The following is a 17,613-nucleotide window of genomic DNA, read 5'->3' as shown; positions in this document are numbered from 1 at the left end:
TGCGCACCGTGGGCCGGTGGCTGGCCCGGCTGGGGATCTCCCGGTTGCGCGACCTCACCCCGGACGGAGAGGACTCCCGCCGGGTCCCGCGGCGGATCACCGCGCACTGGCCCGGGCACATGGTCCACCTGGATGTGAAGAAGGTCGGCAGGATTCCCTACGGCGGCGGGTGGCGTGCCCACGGCCGCGGCACGACCAAGGCCCTGGCAGCCAAACGCGGTCCCGGGGCCAGGATCGGCTACACCTACCTGCACACCGCCATCGACGGGTTCTCGCGCCTGGCCTACACCGAGGCCCTCGACGACGAGAAGGCCACCACCACGATCGGGTTCTTCGCCCGGGCGAGGGCGTTCTTCGCCGCTCACGGGATCGAGCGGGTCCACCGGGTGGTCACCGACAACGGCGCCAACTACCGGGCCAAGGACTTCACCCGCACCGTTGAGGCCCTGGCCTCGAAGCACCAGCGGATCCGCCCCTACACCCCGAGGCACAACGGCAAGGTGGAGCGGTACAACCGGTTGCTCGTCGACGAGGTCCTCTACACCCGGACCTACGCCACCGAGCACGACCGCCGGACCGCGATCGGGACCTGGGTCAATCACTATAATTACCACCGCCCGCACACTGCCTGCGGCGAAAAGCCCCCGGCCTCACGCGTCCCGGCCCGTGTCAATAACGTCATGCCCTCTTACATCTAGGGGTGTCGGTAAACGATAAGTTCGGCGAGTTCAGCTCGAATGTCGGTCAGATCATCCGACCGTCTGGGCGGTTCGGTGGTTCGGTGGCGAGGTGCCGGTGGACATTTGTCGCCTCACTACCGAGCCGGTGCAAGACTGTGGGTAAGTCCGGGTCGATCCGGACGCCGTCGGCGATAGTCTTATGGAGGTCGTCGGTCAGCACGAGGACGGCCGCGACGATGATCTGCGCGTCGTCGACGCGGCCGACAACGTCCTGCGACCGCCTGGCGTGGCGGCGACCCCGGAGGGTGCGCGCGGCGATGTCCTGACTGGTGCTGCGAGTTGCTGTCAGGGGGCCGAGTTCGGCGGCAGCGGCGCGGGCGCGACGCGCCGCATCAGCAGCGAGGTTCTGGTCACCTCTTTCGGCGGCGTGCGCGATGCCACTCAACGCGGCTGCTCTCTCCTGAAGCACGTTGTCTAGGTGACCGGCGACGAGTCGCAGGGGATCAGGAGTGAACAGCACCTGGCTGAAGAGCAGCCCGAGTGCTCCCCCCGACGACCGCGTCGAGAAGCCGGGTTATCGGTATCTCCACCGGCGGAAGCGCGAGCACGAAGAGTGCAGAGGCGCCGGCCTGGATTAGTGCCAGTGGTCGGGTATTGGTCAGGCTGACCAGGAGCAGTGCCGCCGTGACGGCGACAAGGGCCTCGGCGACCCACCAGGCGATCCCGGTGGCCAATGCGCACTACAGTGCAGTCGGCACCACGGTGCGCAACCGGTGCACCGCTGACTGCGGTCGAGCTCCTCGCACTGCCTGCCGAACCAATGGGCGTAGTGAGAACCTCATCTACCCATACCCTTGTCATGGCCGTCTGGGGCCGGGTCAAGGTCGTCAATGAGGTCGGCGATGGAGTCGGCGACGCGGGCGGGGCCGTAGGGGAAACGGTCGATGTCGTGGGCTGCGGTGGAGCCGGTGAGCACGAGCACGGTGTGCATCCCTGCTTCGAGGCCGGCCACGACGTCGGTGTCCATCCGGTCGCCGACCATGACGGCGGTCTCGGAGTGGGCCTGGAGGGTGTTCAGGGCCGAGCGCATCATCAGCGGGTTGGGTTTGCCGACGTAGTATGGCGCGGCCCCGGTAGCTCGGGTGATGAGCGCTGCCACCGATCCGGTCGCGGGCAGGGGCCCGTCGGGGCTTGGCCCGGTGGGGTCGGGGTTGGTGGCGATGAACCGGGAGCCTGCTGCGATCAGCCGGATAGCGGTGGTGATGCGTTCAAAGCTGTAAGTGCGGGTCTCACCGAGGACGACGTAGTCGGGGTTCCGGTCGGTCATGGTGTAGCCGGCTTCGTGCATCGCGGTGGTCAGGCCTGCCTCGCCGATGACGAAGGCACTTCCGTTCGGGCGTTGCTCGTGCAGGAAGCGTGCGGTGGCCAGGGCTGAGGTCCAGATCGACTGCTCGGGCACGTCGAGCCCGCTGGCGCGCAGTCGGGCTGCGAGGTCGCGGGGTGTGAACATGGAGTTGTTGGTCAGTACCAGGAAGGGCAAGTGCCGCTGGGTCAGCAGTTCCAGCCACTGCGCGGCGCCGGGGATGGCGTGCTCTTCCTTGACCAGGACACCGTCCATGTCCATTAGCCATGCCTCGATGCGGCGCTCGGTCATGGTGTGCTCCTTGGGGTCAGTGAGTCTTGACAGCAGGACGTGACACTAAAGCCGCCCAGCCGTGAGTAGGTCGCCGGGGACGATTTGCACCCTCAGCAGAGACGGTGCCGGGCGCCGGGTCGAACGGGATGCCGTCCGGTCGGGTGTGCCGGGGTGGTGTGCGGCAGATGGGTCTGATCGACTTGGATGGACATGAGCCGTTCGGTGAGCCCGGACGCGAACTGGGCTTGCATCATGATGCTGTGCCCGGCGGGACCGGCGCCGACCTCCCGCCACGTAACCCGGGCAACATTGATGATCGCCCGGGCCACCCGCTGCGGGGAGGGTAAGCCGGTGGCATGGACTTGGTTTTGCGGCCGATGTAGTTCCCGGCGTGCTCGTAGATAGGGGTGCCGATCCCCGCCAGCAGCACGGTGCAGACCTTCACCCCGCGGACGGGGTCGAGCTGCAGCTCCTGGCGCAGGCTCGAGGATAGGGCCCGGATCGCGGCCTTGGATATGCCGTGGGCGTGCGTGTAGATCTGGGTGCCGCGCCGACGCTGGAAAAGACATTGACAAGCATGCCCGTGCCCGGCTTGCGCAGGATCGGCAGGGCGACGCGGACGCCGTGCACGTTGTCCATCACGTCGATCTCCAGGATGCGCTGAATGTCGGCTAACGGGACCTCTTGGAACGGCGCGAAGTACGTGGTCGCGGCGTTGTTGATCAACACGTCGATGCGGCCGAACCGCTCGACGGCCCGGCGGGTAAGGGCTTCGACCTGCTCGTAGTCGGTGACATCGGTGGGCGCCGTCAGCGGTACCGCCAGCGGCCTCGCACTGCCGGGCGACCTCGTCTAGGGCCTCGAGGCGCCGGGAGGCCAGCACAACGGATGTTCCCTTGCTGGCGAAGGCGATCACGGTGGCCCGGCCGATGCTGCTGGAGGCTCCGGTGGTCATGACGACTGGTCCTTGGTGCGCATGCTGTGTCCTTCCGTGGAGGACTGACCTGTAGTTCTAAGGTGCGAGGCTGGGGATCAGGCTGACGACGATGGCCAGCAACCCGGTACTGAACACGAACGATAGCAGCGCATGCCCGAGGGTGGCCCGGCGCAGGGTACTGCTCTGCACGGTGACGTCAGGCACGGTGAAGGTCATCCCGATGGTGAACGCTACGTAGGCGAAGTCGGAGTAGCGGGGCGAGTCGTCCTGGTTGAAGTCCAGACCGCCCACGGGTTCGTTGTAGTATTCGTGGGCGTAGTTCAGCGTGTAGGTGGTGTTGACCAGTAGCCAGGACAGCACCACAGACCCGGCGCCCAGCCCGATCATCAGGGCGCGGGTACCGTAGTTGCCGCTGCTGGAACCGATGATGGTCAGCATCGCCGCGGCGAAGCCGATCACCGCGGCGATCACGAGCCCGGCGCTGACGGCTTTGCGGGAGGGGTCTTCCCGCCCGGCGTGCTGGCGGGTGAGATGTGCGTCGGCCGGCCAGCTGAGAACCCATACCCAGGCCAGGTACACCGCGACCGTCACGTCCGAGGCCAGCAGCAGCACCCACCACGCGGGCTCGACCAGCCAGGCGACACCGGCCCCGACGACGATCCCGACGACCAGGGAGATCACCACCTGCACCCAGGAGTCCAGGGATCTGTCTTGGCCGCTGCTCATGGCCGGCTCTGGCCCTGCCGTTTGTCGCCCATCAGGTGGCGCTCGGCGTGGTAGATGCGGGTGGTGACCACGTCCCAGCTCGCGCCGAGTGACCGGTGGACGAGGGCTGCGAGGACGGCGCCGATGAGCGGTCCGACGGCGTAGACCCACAGGGCGGTGAAGTCCCCGGCGACCAGGTTCGGGCCGAGGGTGCGGGCGAAGTTCATGCTGGCCCCGGTCGGCGGGCCACCCATCGGCACCAGGACGGCCAGGGCCAGTGTCGCCGCGGCCGGCGTCCACCGTTTGGTGCGGTGTGAGGACACCATGAGCAGCACGGTGAGCACCAGCACGAACGTCAGGCCGATCTCGATCAGCAGCGCCCATCCGAGGTTGATCCCGGGCCGCGGTGCCGTCCGGGCGTAGCCGGCGGTCTCGGCCCACTGGCCCAGGGCGGGGGCGAACAGCGCTGCGCCGGCGCACGCGCCCAGGATTTGGGCGCCGATGTAGCCGGCGGTGTCAGTGGCGCTCATCCGTCCGCGTGCCCAGAACCCGACCGTGACCGAGGGGTTGAGGTGCGCGCCGCTGCGCCGGCCTAGCGGGCTAATGGCCACCACGGCGGCCAGGGCACCGATCCCGGCGCCGATCAGGATCAGCCGCACGGTGGGGTTCGGTATCGCCTGGTTGAGCGGGGACAGCGGGCTCTCCAGGGACGCGACGAGGGCGTAGGCGAGTCCCAGCTGTCCGAACGTGCCGATGAACTCGTACAACCACTCCCTGGGGTGGACGTGGTTGGCCCACCGCTGCGGTCGGCTCGGTGAGCCCTGTGCTTCACTCATGTGCGGACCTGTTCGTTGTAGTGCCCCCGGCCAGCCAGTTGCAGCCGCGGTAGATGGTCTGATTTGGGTTGCATCCGGGTCTCGACGCCGGGGTGTTCTTGTCGTTGGGGCGGAAACGGCGGCCGAGGGTATTGGGTGGTGGGGTCGTGGCGGATGTGCTGGTCGTTGGCCATGATCGTCTCTCCTGGGAGCGTGCGGGGTGTGCCTCTGGGCGAGGGGGCCGGCCGGGCGCTCAGCCGACCTGCCAGGCCTGCTCCACAGCAGCACGGTTGACGTGGAGAACCTCGTCGAGGTCGGTGTCATAAACGGAGTCGGGCACGCCGTGGGAGAGGATCTCCACCACGCAGGCGCCGCGGTATCCGGCGTCGTAGACGGCGTGCAGCAGCCGGCCGGTGGGGATCTCACCGGTGCCCACGTTGCGCCGGTCGGCCCCGGAACGGGGGGTGCGCCAGTCGCTGACCTGGAGCAGGAAGAGCTGCTCCCCGGCGGCGGCGATGGCCTTGGGCAGGTCCGGGTTCTGCCACAGGTTCCACGTGTCGAAGCAGATGCCGACGTTGTCCCGGTCGACCTCGGCGATCACGTCGAGGGCCTGTTGCAGGGTCCAAATCGCCGTCTCCTGGTTCAGCGAGACCGGGTTCAACGGCTCCAGCCCGATGCGCACCCCGTGCTCGGCGGCCACGCTGGCCAGCTCTTGGTGGTCGGTGACGGTCTGCCGGATGGCGTCGGACATGTTGCCCTGCGGTGCTGGGCCGGTGTTGGTGACGAACACCGCCTCCGGCGCGTACGGCGCGACCAGCTCCACACAGCCGCGGAACGCGTCGAGGCGCTGCTGTCGATCGGTGGGCTGGGGTTGCCCGGCGCTGGGGACCATCGCGCGCACCGACGCCTGGACCGAGCTGATCCTCAGCCCGGTTCCCACGGCCTGGTCCAGTTGCGCGGCGGCCCGCTGCGGGTTGCGGTCGAGTTTGTCCTGGCAGACCTCGATCACCGTCACGCCGGCGCCGGTGTAGTGCTCTACGTCCTGCTCGAACGACCACGGCGTGGTGGTGTACTGGTTGACCCCGAAGGTGAACGGCAGCTCTGTCGGGCGGGTCATGACCGGCTCCGGATGCTGGTGTGGAACTCGGCGACAACCTGGTTGAACTTCTCCGCCTCGTCCAGGAACAGGGCGTGGCTGCTGTCCTCGAAGAACACCGTGCGGGCGTTCGGGACGTGCTCCCCGACCCAGGCCGGGCCGCGCCAGTCGAACACCTTGTCCTGGCGGGCGACCAGGACCAGCGTCGGCAGGTCCAGGGTGGGCAGCAGGTCGCGCCAGTCGGCGCGGGTGTGCTCACCCATGACGGCGTTGCGCGCGAACGGCGGGCACTTGGCCATCTCGGCCAGGAACAGCTCCCGCTCGTCCGCGGTCGGCTCGGTGAGCATGATCGTGGCCACCTGTTGCGGGTCCTGCCCGGTCGGGTTCGCGGCGACCTGGGCCTGCAACGCGGCCAGGGAGGCGTCGTCGAAGCACTGGGCGTGGGCGTACTTCCAGTCCACCGCGTAGTACTGGCGCGGGGTCTGCTCGGTGAACACCGCCGCGGCCAGGCGGTGGGTGCCGAACAGCTCCAAGTAGCTCCAGATCACCGGGCAGCCCAGCGACCAGCCCAGCACCGTGACCTCGTGCAGGTCCAACGCCTCCAGCAGGTCGTACAGGTCTTTGGCGAGCCGGGCGATGCGGTACCCGTGCTTGGGTTTGTCCGAGTCGCCGTGGCCGCGCAGGTCCACGGTGATGACCCGGGCGTGCTCGGCCAGCGCGGGCACGTTGCGGTCGAAGAAGCGGCCGCTGAACGTCCACCCGTGGATCAGCACCAGTGGGCGGCCCTGCCCCTGGTCCTCGTAGTGGATCCGGGTGCCGTCGTTGGCCGTGATGTGTGTTGCAACCATGGCGTTCATCGTCCTTCTCGTCCGTGCACGGTGCGTACGTCGTGGCCGGGACAGCCGGAGGGGTGGTACGGGGAGCCGCACTACCCCTCCTGCTCTCATCGGGTCGGCTCAGGGGGTGGGCACCCCGCCGGTGGCGGTGATGGTCTCCCCGCTGACGTAGCTGGACTCCGGCGAGGCCAGGAAGACATAGGCCGGAGCCATCTCGGCGGGCTGACCGGGCCGGCCCAGCGGGGACTGGGCGGCACCGAACTGGGCCAGGGCCTGAGTGGGCTGGCCTCCGGCGACTTGCAATGGAGTCCAGATCGGACCCGGGGCCACCACGTTGACCCGGATGCCCTTCGAGGCCACCTGTTGGGCCAAGGACTTGCTGAAACCGTTGATCGCCCACTTGGTCGAGGCGTAGTCCAGCAGGATCGGCGCCGGTTGATAGGCCTCCAGGGACGCCGTGTTGATGATGGTCGACCCCGGGGGCATGTGGGCGATCGCGGCCTGGCACAGCCAGAACATGGCATAGACGTTGGTCTTGTACGTCTGGTCGAACTGCTCGGTGCTCAGCTGGGCGATGTCCTCGACGTACTGCTGCTTGCCTGCGATGTTGGCCAGGATGTCGATCCCGCCCAGCTCGGCCACGGCGGTGTCGATCAGCTTCCGGCAGTACGCCTCGTCCGTGACGTCCCCGGGCAGGGACACGGCCTTGCGTCCGGCCTGCTCGATCAGCTCCACGACCTCGGCCGCGTCCGGCTCCTCCTCGGGCAGGTAGGACAGCACCACGTCGGCGCCCTCCCGGGCGAAGGCGATCGCCGTGGCCCGGCCGATCCCGGAGTCCGCCCCGGTGACCACGGCCCTGCGGCCCTTCAGACGGCCGGAGCCGCGGTAGGTGGCCTCTCCGGCGTCGGGCTTGGGGGACATGCTCTGTTCCAGGCCCGGTCCGTCCTGGTGCTGCTGGAAGCCCTCATTGGGCTTCGGGTACTGGGTGGTCGGGTCCTGCATCGTGTACTGGTCAGTCACAGTGTTGTTCCTCTTCTCTTATGTCGAGATGGTTGAACGGGTTCAGGTCTGTGGTTCCAGGCCCTCGCCCAGGGCCGCGATCAGCTCGCGCGAGTAGCCGGCTGCGGTCAGCGGTGCGATGACGTCGCGAGCCAGGTCGGGCAGGTAGCCGAAGAGCACATCGGCCGGCCCATCGATCTCGACCCGGCCCACTGCCGCTGGCAGCAGCAGGGTCTGGGCCCGGCCCAGTTCTTCGGACCAGTCCCCGACGCGTACCTGCACCGGGGCCCCGACGTTGGTGAGGACCTGGGCGGTGGCGAAGGAGTGCCGCAACGGTTGCGCGGTGCCGGCGTGCCAGCGTTCCAGGGCGAAGTGCGGCCCGGCGCAGCAGAACATCCGCTCCACCCCGTCTCCCGCGACGATGGGCAGCCCGGAGCGGAAGTCGGGCCTGGGCTCGAGACGGATCTCGCCCACCAATGCCTCCAAGTTGGCGTGCCACTGCTCATCGGGCACCGCCGAGCCGTCCTGCATGTTCCAGCGCATCGCGTGCTGCTGAATGTCGGAGGTCTGCTCGATCTCGTAGATCAAGGTGTCGGGGCCGAAACTGTGCAAGGTGCCACCGGGGACATAGATCGTCTCCCCGGCACGTACCGGCAGCCGGCGCAGCACCGCATCGAAGTCCTGTTCGAGCAGCGCCTGGTGCAGCTCCTCCTTGCTCACCCCGTCCTTGAGCCCGCACAGGGCGGTGGCGCCGGGGGCGGCGTCGAGGATGTGCCAGGCCTCAGTCTTGCCGTTGACCTGACCCTCCTTGGCCCGGGCGGTGGCGTCATCGGCGTGCAGGTGCACCGGCAGCGCCCCGGAGGCGTCGATGAACTTGGTCAGCACCGGGAAGAACTCCCCGGACCAGCCTTCGCCCATCAGTCCCTCCGGGTCCTTGGCCACGAGCTCGCGCAACGTGGCTGCGGCCAGGGGGCCGTCCATGACGGTGGACTGGTGGCCGTCGACGTCGCTGACCTCCCAGGTCTCCCCGACCGCCCAGTCCGGGATACCCTCCTTGCCCAGACGCTTCGCGATGGCGTGGCCACCGAACACCAGGGGCCGGGGCGGGGCGGTGACCCGCAACGGATACCACTCCGTGCCCGTCGCGCTCACAGGATCGGCTTCCCGCCGGTCACCGCGATCCGGGCCCCGGAGACGTAGCTGGCCTCATCCGAGGCGAGCATCACGTAGACCGGTGCCAGCTCCGCCGGCTGCCCGGCCCGGGCCAGGGGCACCTCGGACCCGAAGCTCTCCACCTGCTTTTCGGGCATGGTGGAGGGGATTAGCGGGGTCCAGATCGGGCCCGGAGCCACGGAGTTGGCCCGGATGCCCTTGGGCGCCAGCATCTGGGCGAGACTGCCGGCCATGTTCGCGATCCCGGCCTTGGTCACGTTGTAGGGCAACAGTGCCGGGGGCGGGGTGTCGGAGTTCACCGAGGAGGTGCCGATGATCGAAGCACCCGGGCCCATGTGGGGAACGGCGGCCTTGGTGAGGTGGAAGAACGCGCTGAGGTTGATCGCCAAGGTCCGGTCCCACTCCTCGTCCGGGATCTCCTCGATCGACTGGCGGGTCATCTGGAACGCGGCGTTGTTCACCAGCACGTCCACCCTGCCGAATTCTTCAACCGCCGTGGCGATCACCGTCCGGCAGTGCCCCGGATCCGCCAGGTCCCCCGGGACCAGCACGGCCTTGCGACCGGCGTCCTCGACCCATCGGGCGGTCTCCTTCGCGTCCTCGTGCTCATCCAGATAGGAGATCAGCACATCGGCGCCCTCCCGGGCGAAGGCGATGGCCACCGCCCGCCCAATCCCCGAATCCGCACCCGTGATCACGGTCGCCTTGCCCTCCAGGCGCCCGGATCCTCGGTAGCTGTCCTCACCGTGGTCGGGCCTCGGGGTCATCTCCCCGGTGACGCCAGGAGGGGTCTGTTGTTGCGCGGGCTGCTGGCTCATGGTGGTTGTCCTTTCGCATCGGGTCGTACGGACAAGACAACGTTGTCAGCGACGATCACCCATGTCAACAGCATGTGGTCGAAATACTCATCGTCACCTGATGGCCGTCCTCACCGCAGTCTCACTGGGAAACATGGTGCTGAGCAGGGGAGGCAGAGATGAATGGGCACCCCTATCAGGAGGACGTCCCATCTCGCTGTGGTGAGGATGAGTAGCATGGCAGCGAGGTAGTGATGACAACGGCGGCATTACCCCCCTGCCTTCCCTGTGGTGCGAGTTGCGCTACCGGTGCCGGGCCGGGCTGCGGTCGTGAGGACGGGAGCATTCCGGTGGGACAGCAGGTTCGGCAGCGACGACGACGCCCGACACTGAAAGACGTCAGCGCCCAGGCGGGGGTGTCGGTCAAGACGGTCTCCCGGGTGGTCAACGGCGAGACCAATGTCACCCCGGCCCTGGCCGAGCGCGTGCGGACTGCCGTCGAGTCCTTGGGCTACGCCCCAGACCCGCTGGCCAGCCGACTACGGCGCGGTCGAGGGCCGATCGGCGCGGTGGCGGTGGTGGTCGAAGACGCCGCCAACCCCTTCTCCACCGTGATGCACCGGGCCGTGACCGACGCCATGGCCGCCCGAGGTGTGGTGACGCTCTCGGCCAGCTATGACAAGGATCCCGGCGGGGAACGGACAGCGGTCCTGGCCTTCACCAGCCGCCGGGTCGACGGGGTGATCCTGATGCCCACCACCGCCGATCACCCGTGGTTGGACGAACTGCGTGAGACCGGCACGGAGGTCGTGCTGGTGGACCGCCCCGTGGCCGGGCTACGGGCCGACGTGGTGATGTCCGACCACCGCGCCGCGGCCCGGCGGGCCACCACCCATCTGTTGCGTCACGGCCACCACCGGATCGGCTTCCTGGCCGACGCCCCGGACGTCTACACCACCGTCGAACGCCTGGCCGGCTTCGATGAGATACTGACCGCCGCCGCGGTGTCCGGTCATGACGGCCTGGTCCGTGATGAACTTCGCGGAGCCGGAGCGGCCGAGCAGGCAGTCATCGACCTGCTCGCCGGTGACGACCCGCCCACGGCCCTGATCGCTGGCCAGAACCTGCTGGCCATCGGCGCGTTCCGGGCACTACGCCGGCTGAACCTGCACCACCGGATTGCCCTGGTCAGCCTCGACGACATCCCGCTGGCGGATCTGCTGGATCCCGGGATCACCGTCGTGGCCCAGGAGCCGGAACGGATTGGAGCCCTTGCTGCCCAGCAATTGCTGGGGCGCATCGCCGGGGATCACACCCCGGCGACCCCGCACCTGGTGCCGACTCAGCTGATCCCTCGGGGCTCCGGGGAGATCCCCGGCCCCTTCCTCAACGCGGCCAACACACCCGAGGTATCGGCTGTCGAGCAGTCGCAACCCCACTTTTGAACCCCTGCCCGGCGCAGGGGCCTTCGGCTCCCGACCCCCCTCAAGCGGACGCGCCAACGCTCCCCCTGAAGTAAGGAGAGACCGGGAGGGCACGCTCTCACGGATGCGCTGGCTACTCAGGGAATCAGGTGCCCAGCAACCGGACGCGGGGTAGTCGATCCAGTCGCGCCCGCCCAGGGCGCTCCATCGGGTGGCGGCGTCGATGGAGAGCCCGAGCAGGTCGGCGAGCACCGAGGGCGGGACGTCGCGGGCAAGAATGATCAAGGCAGTGCGTCTGCCGTCCCGGAGGTTGATGCCTCGCTTGGCCAGTGGTGCGGACAGGGCGGCGGTGGTGAGGTGGCGACCGGGCGGGCGCCGGGAAACAGCCAGGGACTCTCATTTCCTGAGGGTATGGGGCCGGTGGCGAGGAGCTGGCGGACCAGGAGGCCGACCGGGACGGGAAGTTCGATCGGATCGGTGCCGAGGGTGATCCGGGTGGTGTTCTCCTCCCAGTCGACGGCCTCGTGTCGAAGTGAGACGAGGCGGGTGAGTGTGGCCCCGTAGAGGAGCACCAGCAGCCCGCCAACGCGCCAGGCGAGCTTGAGCTCGTCTGTGCTTAGGAGGTCGGCCACCCAGTCCCAGCGTTGGTTCTCAGAGACCACGGACCCGCCGGGGCCGGATTGGGGATATTCGCTGCGCAGCTGGGTCAGGTGCTGGGAGCGGGCCCACCGAATGAACGGGGTCAGGTCCTTGCCGGTGCGGCCGTGGGCGGCAACGTAGTCATCGAAGAGGCGCTGGGGCATCGTGCCCAGATTCCATCCCTGGGTCTGGGGGATCTCCAGGAACTGGGCCACGGCTTTCAGATGGGTCTTTGAGGCGCTGAGACGGCTGTTGTCGTCGGCGGCGCTGGAATGGGGCGGGTCAGCGAACCGGGGATTGATGATCCAAGCCGCGTACCGGTGGAGCAGGATCCGTGTGCCGGAGTCGGGGATGGTGGCGATGAACTCCTGCTCCCAGACTTCCAGCCGGATTCGGTCGAAGTTCTGAGTAGGCACTGCCCCGGATTCTATGAGCAGGGCGGCGAGGTAGCCGGTGGCCCCAGTGGCCGGCAGCTCGGCCACGGCCTGTAATGAGATCGGGGTGGTCTCGACGGCCATGTCGTGGACCACCCGCGACATCGGGCTGCGCCGGATCCAGGACAGGACCGCTTCTGCGTTGCCTTCGTCGCGCAGCAGATATTTCTCCAGGCCCAGCAGTTGGGGGTGCGGCCGGCCGTGATCGTCGCTGATCAGGGCCCGGAGCTTGCCCGGCACCATGCACCGGGCGCAAAGTCGTCCGTAGAGCCGGTGTTCGTCATCGCCGCAACCGGCGCAACGGCCCGTCCCGTGGGTGTCGGCGCACTGGGGGCAAATCGGCCCCTGCTCGCGCAGGTGCGGTGATATCCGTCGGTGGCCGCAGCCGGCGCAGGTGCGGGGTCTGTGCCGGAGTCCGTCGTGGCAACTCGTGCACAGGGGTCGGCCGTCGTGCCAGGCAGCGGCGGGCCTGTGCCGCCCGCACACCGCGCACGGCACCGCCGGCGCGGTGTAGCAGCGTGGGCAGATCGGGCCCGCCTCGTCCCGGGTCTGGGGCGCTGCCATGGTCCCACACCGGCTGCAGGTTTCGTGGCTGCGGGGATCGCGAATGAAGCACGGCGGGCAGAAGGGCCGGCCGGCGATCAAGCGATAGCCGCCCGGGTGCTTGCCCCCGCACGCGCTGCAGGCCCGGGTGCAGGCCGCGCAAACGCAGCGGTCGCAGAGCTTGCCGCCCCGGCCATCACGGTGGGACAGCTTCACCGCGCGCCCGCAGCCGGCGCACCGAGGCACCTGGAACTGCTGGAAGCCTTGGGCGCGCAAGCTACGGATGAGGCGCTGGGCGGTGGGTGAGGCATTGGAGCGGCCCGAGACGAGTAGATCCGGTGTGGCGGCCAAGTCCCGGGCAAGCCGGGTCAGGGCCTTCGGACCGCCGGCTTCATGGGCGGTGGCGATGATGGCGGACTCCGGCAGCCCTGGCACGACGGCCTGGCAGGCGCGGATGATGCCGGCGAGGTTGCCGGGCGCCTCCCGACTCGAGGTGCTCACCGTTCCGGTGGGGTCTGTGGTGGTCGGTGGATCCTTGCCGGCGCCGGGCGCAGGGTGCCCAATGACGTGCGGGTCTGCTCCACCGCCACAGCTTTCTCCTCCACGATGCGTACTTCGATCAGGTCCGACGGAGTGCAGCCCAGCGCGGCGCAGACCGCGGCGATCACACTCAGGTTCGCCCGCTCGGGTTTCTGCGTGACCAGCCGGAAAACCTGCTCCCGGGACAGATGCACCCCGTACTGCTCCAACAACGGGATCAACTCCGTGGTCTTGAACAGCCCGTGCTCGGCCATGATCCGGCGCAGGTGCCAGAGGGTCTCGACTCGTGTGCTCATGAACCCTCCGGGGTGGTGAATCGGCGCAGGGCATCGGCGAGAATCCGGTTCTTGAAGTCCCCGCTGACCGAGGTGTAGATCGACGTCGTCGAAGCGTGCTGGTGACCCACCTGCTCCTGGACGAAGCGATCGGCGTAGCCGTACTCGATCAGGTGCGTCACGTAGAAGTGGCGCAGGCAGTGCAGCTTCAGGGCCGGATCCAGGCCCAGCTCCCGGCGCAGCGCGGTGAACCGCCGGTCGATGTACTCCAACGACACCCGCGACCCGCGTTCGGTCGGCCACATCATGGCCAGCTCTCCGGCAGGGAACAGGGCCCTGCCCTGCTCGACCCACTGGCGCATGCCCTCGATCCACCACGCCAGCTCAGGCACGAGCAGCACGGTCCGCCGCTTCGGGGTGCTGCCCTTGCTCGCCTTGCCCCAACGCACGTGCAGCACCGCGTAGCGGCCCCACGGCGGGGCCTTCGCGTTGAAATGCAGATCGGCCAGATCCAAGCCCCGCAGTTCGGCCCGGCGCAACCCGAAGGCGTAGGCCGTCTTAAACATCTGGGCATCCCGCGACGCGGCCAGAGCCCCTTTCCGGCCCTGGGCCACCGCGGCCTCCACCTTCGAATCTGCGTGGTTGAAGAACCGTTGGAGCTCCTCGAACGTCAGTGCCCGCCGGGCCGGATTGCCCTCGTAGTCCTGCACGTGCCGGGTGGTGTTCCAGGGCAGGCAAATCTGCGAGGGGGTGTCACCGAAGCAGGAATCGCAGATCTCCACCCAGTCGTAAGCCGGGTCGATCAGGTAGTCGCAGAACACGCTCAACACCCCGTGCATGTGCCGGATGGTAGACACCGCCAACCCCTTGGACCGCAGTAGGCTCGTGTACTCATCCAAATCTGAGGCCTGCCACCGCCACGGGTAGGAGCCGGCGAAGTCGACGAACCGCCGCACCGTACTCTCACGATCCTTGATCGTATCCTCGGCCAACCCACGGCTTCGCTGCTGCTGCCCCCAGGACCCGAGCATCGTGTGAAACACTGACTCCTCAGGCCGCAACAGATCCACGCCGGCCTCACTTCCTAATGCCCGGCGGAGCTCCTCAACCCCAAAAAATGTTGCATCTAACACAGGAATGTAAGGCCACATGCAACCCAGGTCAACGGTCAGCCCGATCGGTCTTCCAGTACGCTCAACCATGACGGCACCGGGCAGCGCCGCAACGGATATAGGCCACCATTCGGATGCTAGCCAATTGCAACCAATGCAACATGCCATGGTCCAAGACCCTGGCGAAGCTAGCGGCCGCGGCCGCGAAGAAGATCCCGGCCACCGGCGGTGTGGTGCACTGGGAGCGAACCCCTCCCGGGTACTGGGAGAAGCTCATGGGCGCCCTACCGGTCACGGAGGCGTGGGGTGTTGGTGGGCGGATCGGGCAGCGCCTGGAGCGGCTGGGAATCACCACGGCCGCACAGTTGCAGGCGGCGGACCCGGTGATGATCCGGGCACGTTCTCCGTGGTGTTGATGCGCACCGTGCTGGAGCTGGGCGCGGTGCCGGCCATCCCGGTAGAGGAAGAAACCGCCACAAAACAGCAGGTGTTGGTGTCCCGGTCGTTCACCGAACCCATCTGGGAACCACACGTGATTGGTAACGCTGTCGCAGAATTCGCGCAACGCGCCGCGCGCCGACTCCGGAAGGAAGGCCAGGAGGCGGGACAGGTCACCGTGTTCGCTTCCACCTCCCCGCACCGGCCCGGGCCGAAACACTCCGCCTCCGCCCACCTGCGCCTGCCGGTGCCCACCGCGGAGCCTGGGCCGCTGGCCAGCGCGGCCCGGGCCGGGTTGGTGCCACGCCTGCAAGCGGGGATGCCGTACACGCGCGCAGGGATTTTGTGCGCGGAGCTCACCCCCCGCCGGCATGGCACCCATGCTGGACGGGCTGGAGGAACCGGCGGCACCGGTCGGGGACCTGATGGACACCATCAACACCCGCTTCGGCACCGGCACCCTGGGCCTGGGTAGGACCGGCACCCAGACACCGGGGGCGTGGGCGAACCGACAAGAGAACCTCTCTCCGTGCTACACCACGGACTGGAAACAGCTACGCACAGTCCACTAAATAACCCCATATCTTTGCCCGACACAGCGGGATGAAACATTACTCAGGAATCAACGGTTACCGATGCATCCTCTACCTTTTGGGTAGGGGTTTTGATAACTTTGGATAATGGTACCAAAAATAGTTCGACCAGTGACAGGTAGAATTGAAGTTCGTGGGCTACGCGCCCCTCGCGGGGATGAGCCAAAAAATAAGGACATGTTCAAGACAGCTACAGGTATGGCCATCCGCCCAACGTGGGTCAAAGCGGCTGAGGGTGAGGAAGGCTGGAAGGGCTACTGGACTATCAGCCGTGACCACCTCATTCCAGTTGCGGAAGCGGTTGCCATTCGGGATGGCAAAGTGCTGATAGAGATGCACTACAGCCAAACCGAGAAGTGCGATCTACGATGCCAGAATGCTACGGGTGATGATTGCACGTGCTCCTGCGAAGGCAAAAATCATGGCCAGGCCGAACACGCATCGTGGAAGCAGGTTGGTGAGACCACCCTCGTAAGGGGCGGTGGGCGGAAAGTCGTTACTCGTGAGCTGACTCGTGAACAGGTGCTAGAGGGATCCTAGGTGCACTGACCATCCCGCCTGGTCGCCAATTCTGCGACACTTTTGTCACACCGGGCATAGCCGCCTTACTATTCCCCTCAAACAGGGATGCGGGAGGGGCAAGGGACTTCCCTTCTACTGCTCAGTCCTATATGATATAAAAAGCTCGGGGCATGCCCCGGGATTCACCCGTAGCTCAGTTGGATTAGAGCGCCTTTTTCGCAAAAGGGGGGTCGCGGGTTCGAATCCCGCCGGGCTTTGGAAGGCCCACGAGGCGCGGCATTTGCCCCTCGTGGGCCTTTTCCCCGGAACTTAACTCCTGCCCCTTGCTGGCGTAAAAGGTCGTCAGGGTTACTGGTTTGATAGTTAGATTCGCTATCCCTTGGCGCAAGTTCGTAGGGATTGTCGCATGACTTGCGTACAACCATCTCGCTAGGGACTGAAGACCCTAGTCACCCGCTTCCGGCTTCTGTGGGTCTTGTGTGGACTACCTGCAAAAGACGATTGGCGTCAGTTGCAATGATGGCTTCGTCTCGGGAGGTCATAGATGATGTGAGGGTTTCGATAGCCGGCAATAGGTTCTCAGCCAGCCACCTCGCCGATTGATCATCCAACCCAGCGTCGGAGGTCTCTCGGAAGGCCTGGGCCGCCTCGGACAGAGCGATTGATACATGCCGGTCTCCGGGGCTATTGGGTCTCATCCGGTTGATCTTTCCCACGATTCGAGATGCTTTGAGTGCGGCTCTTCTGATGCCTTGAAGGTCCACCCCTGCTCCGAGGTCCAGGGTTCCCACAAGGTCCCCTAAGTCTTCGACCAGATCCAGACGCTGCTCGCTGATTTGTCGCTGCTCATCCGCACGTTGCCTTCTCCTCTCATATCGGATGGAAAGCAAGAGCACCAGCACAGCGGCTAGACCACCGAGCACGGAGCTGATGACACTGCCAGCGAGGCCAACCCACGTGTTCGCGTTGATCGAGTTGTCCGTCTGCATCACGAACTTCAACCAGTGGCTTAGGAGCACTGTGGTTGCCCCCGAGGTGAGGAGTGCAACTCCTGCTGCTGTCCATTGCAGCCAGGTTCTGCTCCATAGGGGAGACTTGGGGGGCAGGTCCGCCATGTCCTACTCGACTTTCAACTCGTGAGGGTTTGATAGTTGCGAAATAAGACCTCAAGCCGTTGTTCCTCTGTGGTGAGCTTCTTCGCCGCGCCGAGGGCTGTGTCAACAGCCCGGTCCAGAGCACCGTGGGCTTTGAGCAAGGCAGGATCCATTGCTAGGGGGTGGTAGTGCTCTGCCAGTGAACGGTCAGGGTGTAGGCCCCTGGCAGCTAGATGTAAGAGGGCATGACGTTATTGACACGGGCCGGGACGCGTGAGGCCGGGGGCTTTTCGCCGCAGGCAGTGTGCGGGCGGTGGTAATTATA

The 17,613-nt window shown here is 66.9% G+C and carries 21 protein-coding genes, 1 tRNA gene and 2 pseudogenes; 7 read left to right on the top strand and 17 right to left on the bottom strand.

All coding sequences use genetic code 11. From position 1 onward, the window contains the following. The coding region (locus tag AS25_RS11485) for an IS481 family transposase (protein ID WP_035965252.1) at positions 1-698 on the top strand (698 nt) is incomplete at its 5' end. Positions 699-744: 46 nt separating this feature from the next. Here the strand turns inward: AS25_RS11485 and AS25_RS11480 are convergent. The 12 genes and pseudogenes from AS25_RS11480 to AS25_RS11440 all read right to left on the bottom strand — a co-directional run bounded on the left by AS25_RS11480 (position 745) and on the right by AS25_RS11440 (position 9,695). Beyond that, the gene (locus tag AS25_RS11480) at positions 745-1,200 is read right to left on the bottom strand and encodes a hypothetical protein (protein ID WP_035963046.1); all 456 of its coding nucleotides are present in this window, start codon (positions 1,198-1,200) and stop codon (positions 745-747) included. A gap of 318 nt (positions 1,201-1,518) precedes the next feature. Next, on the bottom strand, positions 1,519-2,334 hold the full coding sequence (locus AS25_RS11475; protein WP_035965244.1) for an HAD-IIA family hydrolase: 816 nt from the start codon (positions 2,332-2,334) through the stop codon (positions 1,519-1,521). 423 nt (positions 2,335-2,757) lie between these two features. Beyond that, complete coding sequence (locus AS25_RS15580; RefSeq protein WP_253270566.1) at positions 2,758-3,129, bottom strand: SDR family oxidoreductase; 372 nt, start codon at positions 3,127-3,129, stop codon at positions 2,758-2,760. A 10-nt stretch (positions 3,130-3,139) separates the two neighbouring features. Continuing rightward, positions 3,140-3,271: pseudogene (locus tag AS25_RS15575) on the bottom strand (SDR family NAD(P)-dependent oxidoreductase); the annotation flags it as partial. Positions 3,272-3,328: 57 nt separating this feature from the next. Next, a complete protein-coding gene (locus AS25_RS11470; RefSeq protein WP_084118185.1) occupies positions 3,329-3,979 on the bottom strand; it encodes a DUF1345 domain-containing protein in 651 nt (216 codons plus the stop codon). After that, on the bottom strand, positions 3,976-4,794 hold the full coding sequence (locus tag AS25_RS11465) for an MIP/aquaporin family protein (RefSeq protein ID WP_084118184.1): 819 nt from the start codon (positions 4,792-4,794) through the stop codon (positions 3,976-3,978). Before AS25_RS11465 ends, AS25_RS11470 begins: the two co-directional genes overlap by 4 nt. Then, entirely contained in the window at positions 4,791-4,967 is a 177-nt protein-coding gene (locus AS25_RS14775) for a hypothetical protein (RefSeq protein ID WP_156960979.1), read from the bottom strand. Before AS25_RS14775 ends, AS25_RS11465 begins: the two co-directional genes overlap by 4 nt. Before the next feature lie 59 nt (positions 4,968-5,026). Then, entirely contained in the window at positions 5,027-5,890 is an 864-nt protein-coding gene (locus AS25_RS11460) for a sugar phosphate isomerase/epimerase family protein (RefSeq protein ID WP_035965240.1), read from the bottom strand. Further along, positions 5,887-6,717, bottom strand: a complete 831-nt coding sequence (locus AS25_RS11455; RefSeq protein WP_035965248.1) for an alpha/beta fold hydrolase — start codon at positions 6,715-6,717, stop codon at positions 5,887-5,889. Before AS25_RS11455 ends, AS25_RS11460 begins: the two co-directional genes overlap by 4 nt. Positions 6,718-6,825: 108 nt before the next feature. Then, positions 6,826-7,725, bottom strand: a complete 900-nt coding sequence (locus tag AS25_RS11450; RefSeq protein WP_035965238.1) for an SDR family oxidoreductase — start codon at positions 7,723-7,725, stop codon at positions 6,826-6,828. A gap of 42 nt (positions 7,726-7,767) precedes the next feature. After that, the gene (locus AS25_RS11445; protein ID WP_035965236.1) at positions 7,768-8,856 is read right to left on the bottom strand and encodes a class I mannose-6-phosphate isomerase; all 1,089 of its coding nucleotides are present in this window, start codon (positions 8,854-8,856) and stop codon (positions 7,768-7,770) included. Continuing rightward, positions 8,853-9,695, bottom strand: coding sequence for an SDR family oxidoreductase (locus tag AS25_RS11440; protein WP_035965234.1), 843 nt, complete (start codon positions 9,693-9,695; stop codon positions 8,853-8,855). The genes AS25_RS11445 and AS25_RS11440 overlap by 4 nt, the downstream gene beginning before the upstream one ends. Positions 9,696-10,024: 329 nt before the next feature. On the opposite strand from AS25_RS11440, the gene AS25_RS11435 reads away from it, so the two are divergent. Continuing rightward, positions 10,025-11,119 carry a LacI family DNA-binding transcriptional regulator gene (locus AS25_RS11435; protein ID WP_172644451.1) on the top strand — a complete coding sequence of 365 codons (1,095 nt, stop codon included), beginning with the start codon at positions 10,025-10,027 and terminating at the stop codon, positions 11,117-11,119. Between the two features lie 260 nt (positions 11,120-11,379). Here the strand turns inward: AS25_RS11435 and AS25_RS14770 are convergent, their stop codons facing one another. From AS25_RS14770 to AS25_RS11420, 3 genes are all read right to left on the bottom strand, one after another. Next, a complete protein-coding gene (locus AS25_RS14770) occupies positions 11,380-12,414 on the bottom strand; it encodes a hypothetical protein (protein WP_156960978.1) in 1,035 nt (344 codons plus the stop codon). A 797-nt stretch (positions 12,415-13,211) separates the two neighbouring features. Further along, positions 13,212-13,550 carry a helix-turn-helix domain-containing protein gene (locus AS25_RS11425; protein ID WP_035965230.1) on the bottom strand — a complete coding sequence of 113 codons (339 nt, stop codon included), beginning with the start codon at positions 13,548-13,550 and terminating at the stop codon, positions 13,212-13,214. Then, positions 13,547-14,368 (bottom strand): tyrosine-type recombinase/integrase, encoded by an 822-nt coding sequence (locus AS25_RS11420; protein ID WP_367379160.1) that lies wholly within the window; start codon positions 14,366-14,368, stop codon positions 13,547-13,549. Before AS25_RS11420 ends, AS25_RS11425 begins: the two co-directional genes overlap by 4 nt. Before the next feature lie 434 nt (positions 14,369-14,802). Here AS25_RS11420 and AS25_RS14765 point away from each other — a divergent pair, with 434 nt between their 5' ends. From AS25_RS14765 to AS25_RS11410, 5 genes and pseudogenes are all read left to right on the top strand, one after another. Further along, positions 14,803-15,057, top strand: a complete 255-nt coding sequence (locus AS25_RS14765) for a hypothetical protein (RefSeq protein WP_052160957.1) — start codon at positions 14,803-14,805, stop codon at positions 15,055-15,057. Next, a pseudogene (locus AS25_RS15570) lies at positions 15,057-15,437 on the top strand (DinB/UmuC family translesion DNA polymerase); the annotation flags it as partial. The gene AS25_RS14765 and the pseudogene AS25_RS15570, both read left to right, overlap by 1 nt. A gap of 13 nt (positions 15,438-15,450) precedes the next feature. Further along, positions 15,451-15,651, top strand: a complete 201-nt coding sequence (locus AS25_RS13910) for a DUF4113 domain-containing protein (protein WP_052160956.1) — start codon at positions 15,451-15,453, stop codon at positions 15,649-15,651. Positions 15,652-15,849: 198 nt separating this feature from the next. Continuing rightward, positions 15,850-16,212, top strand: a complete 363-nt coding sequence (locus AS25_RS14755; RefSeq protein WP_156960975.1) for a hypothetical protein — start codon at positions 15,850-15,852, stop codon at positions 16,210-16,212. Between the two features lie 160 nt (positions 16,213-16,372). After that, positions 16,373-16,452 (top strand) — tRNA-Ala (locus AS25_RS11410). Between the two features lie 191 nt (positions 16,453-16,643). Here the strand turns inward: AS25_RS11410 and AS25_RS14750 are convergent. After that, the gene (locus AS25_RS14750; protein ID WP_156960974.1) at positions 16,644-17,309 is read right to left on the bottom strand and encodes a hypothetical protein; all 666 of its coding nucleotides are present in this window, start codon (positions 17,307-17,309) and stop codon (positions 16,644-16,646) included. 14 nt (positions 17,310-17,323) lie between these two features. Then, positions 17,324-17,461, bottom strand: coding sequence for a type IIL restriction-modification enzyme MmeI (locus AS25_RS15565; protein WP_367379159.1), 138 nt, complete (start codon positions 17,459-17,461; stop codon positions 17,324-17,326). Positions 17,462-17,613: the final 152 nt, after the last annotated feature.

It is taken from the genome of Kocuria marina (assembly GCF_000786655.1).
In the GTDB taxonomy this organism is placed as follows: Bacteria; Actinomycetota; Actinomycetes; order Actinomycetales; family Micrococcaceae; genus Kocuria; species Kocuria marina_A.
The sequence above is the reverse complement of the archived record's forward strand: the minus strand, read 5'-3'. Positions and strand labels throughout refer to the sequence as shown.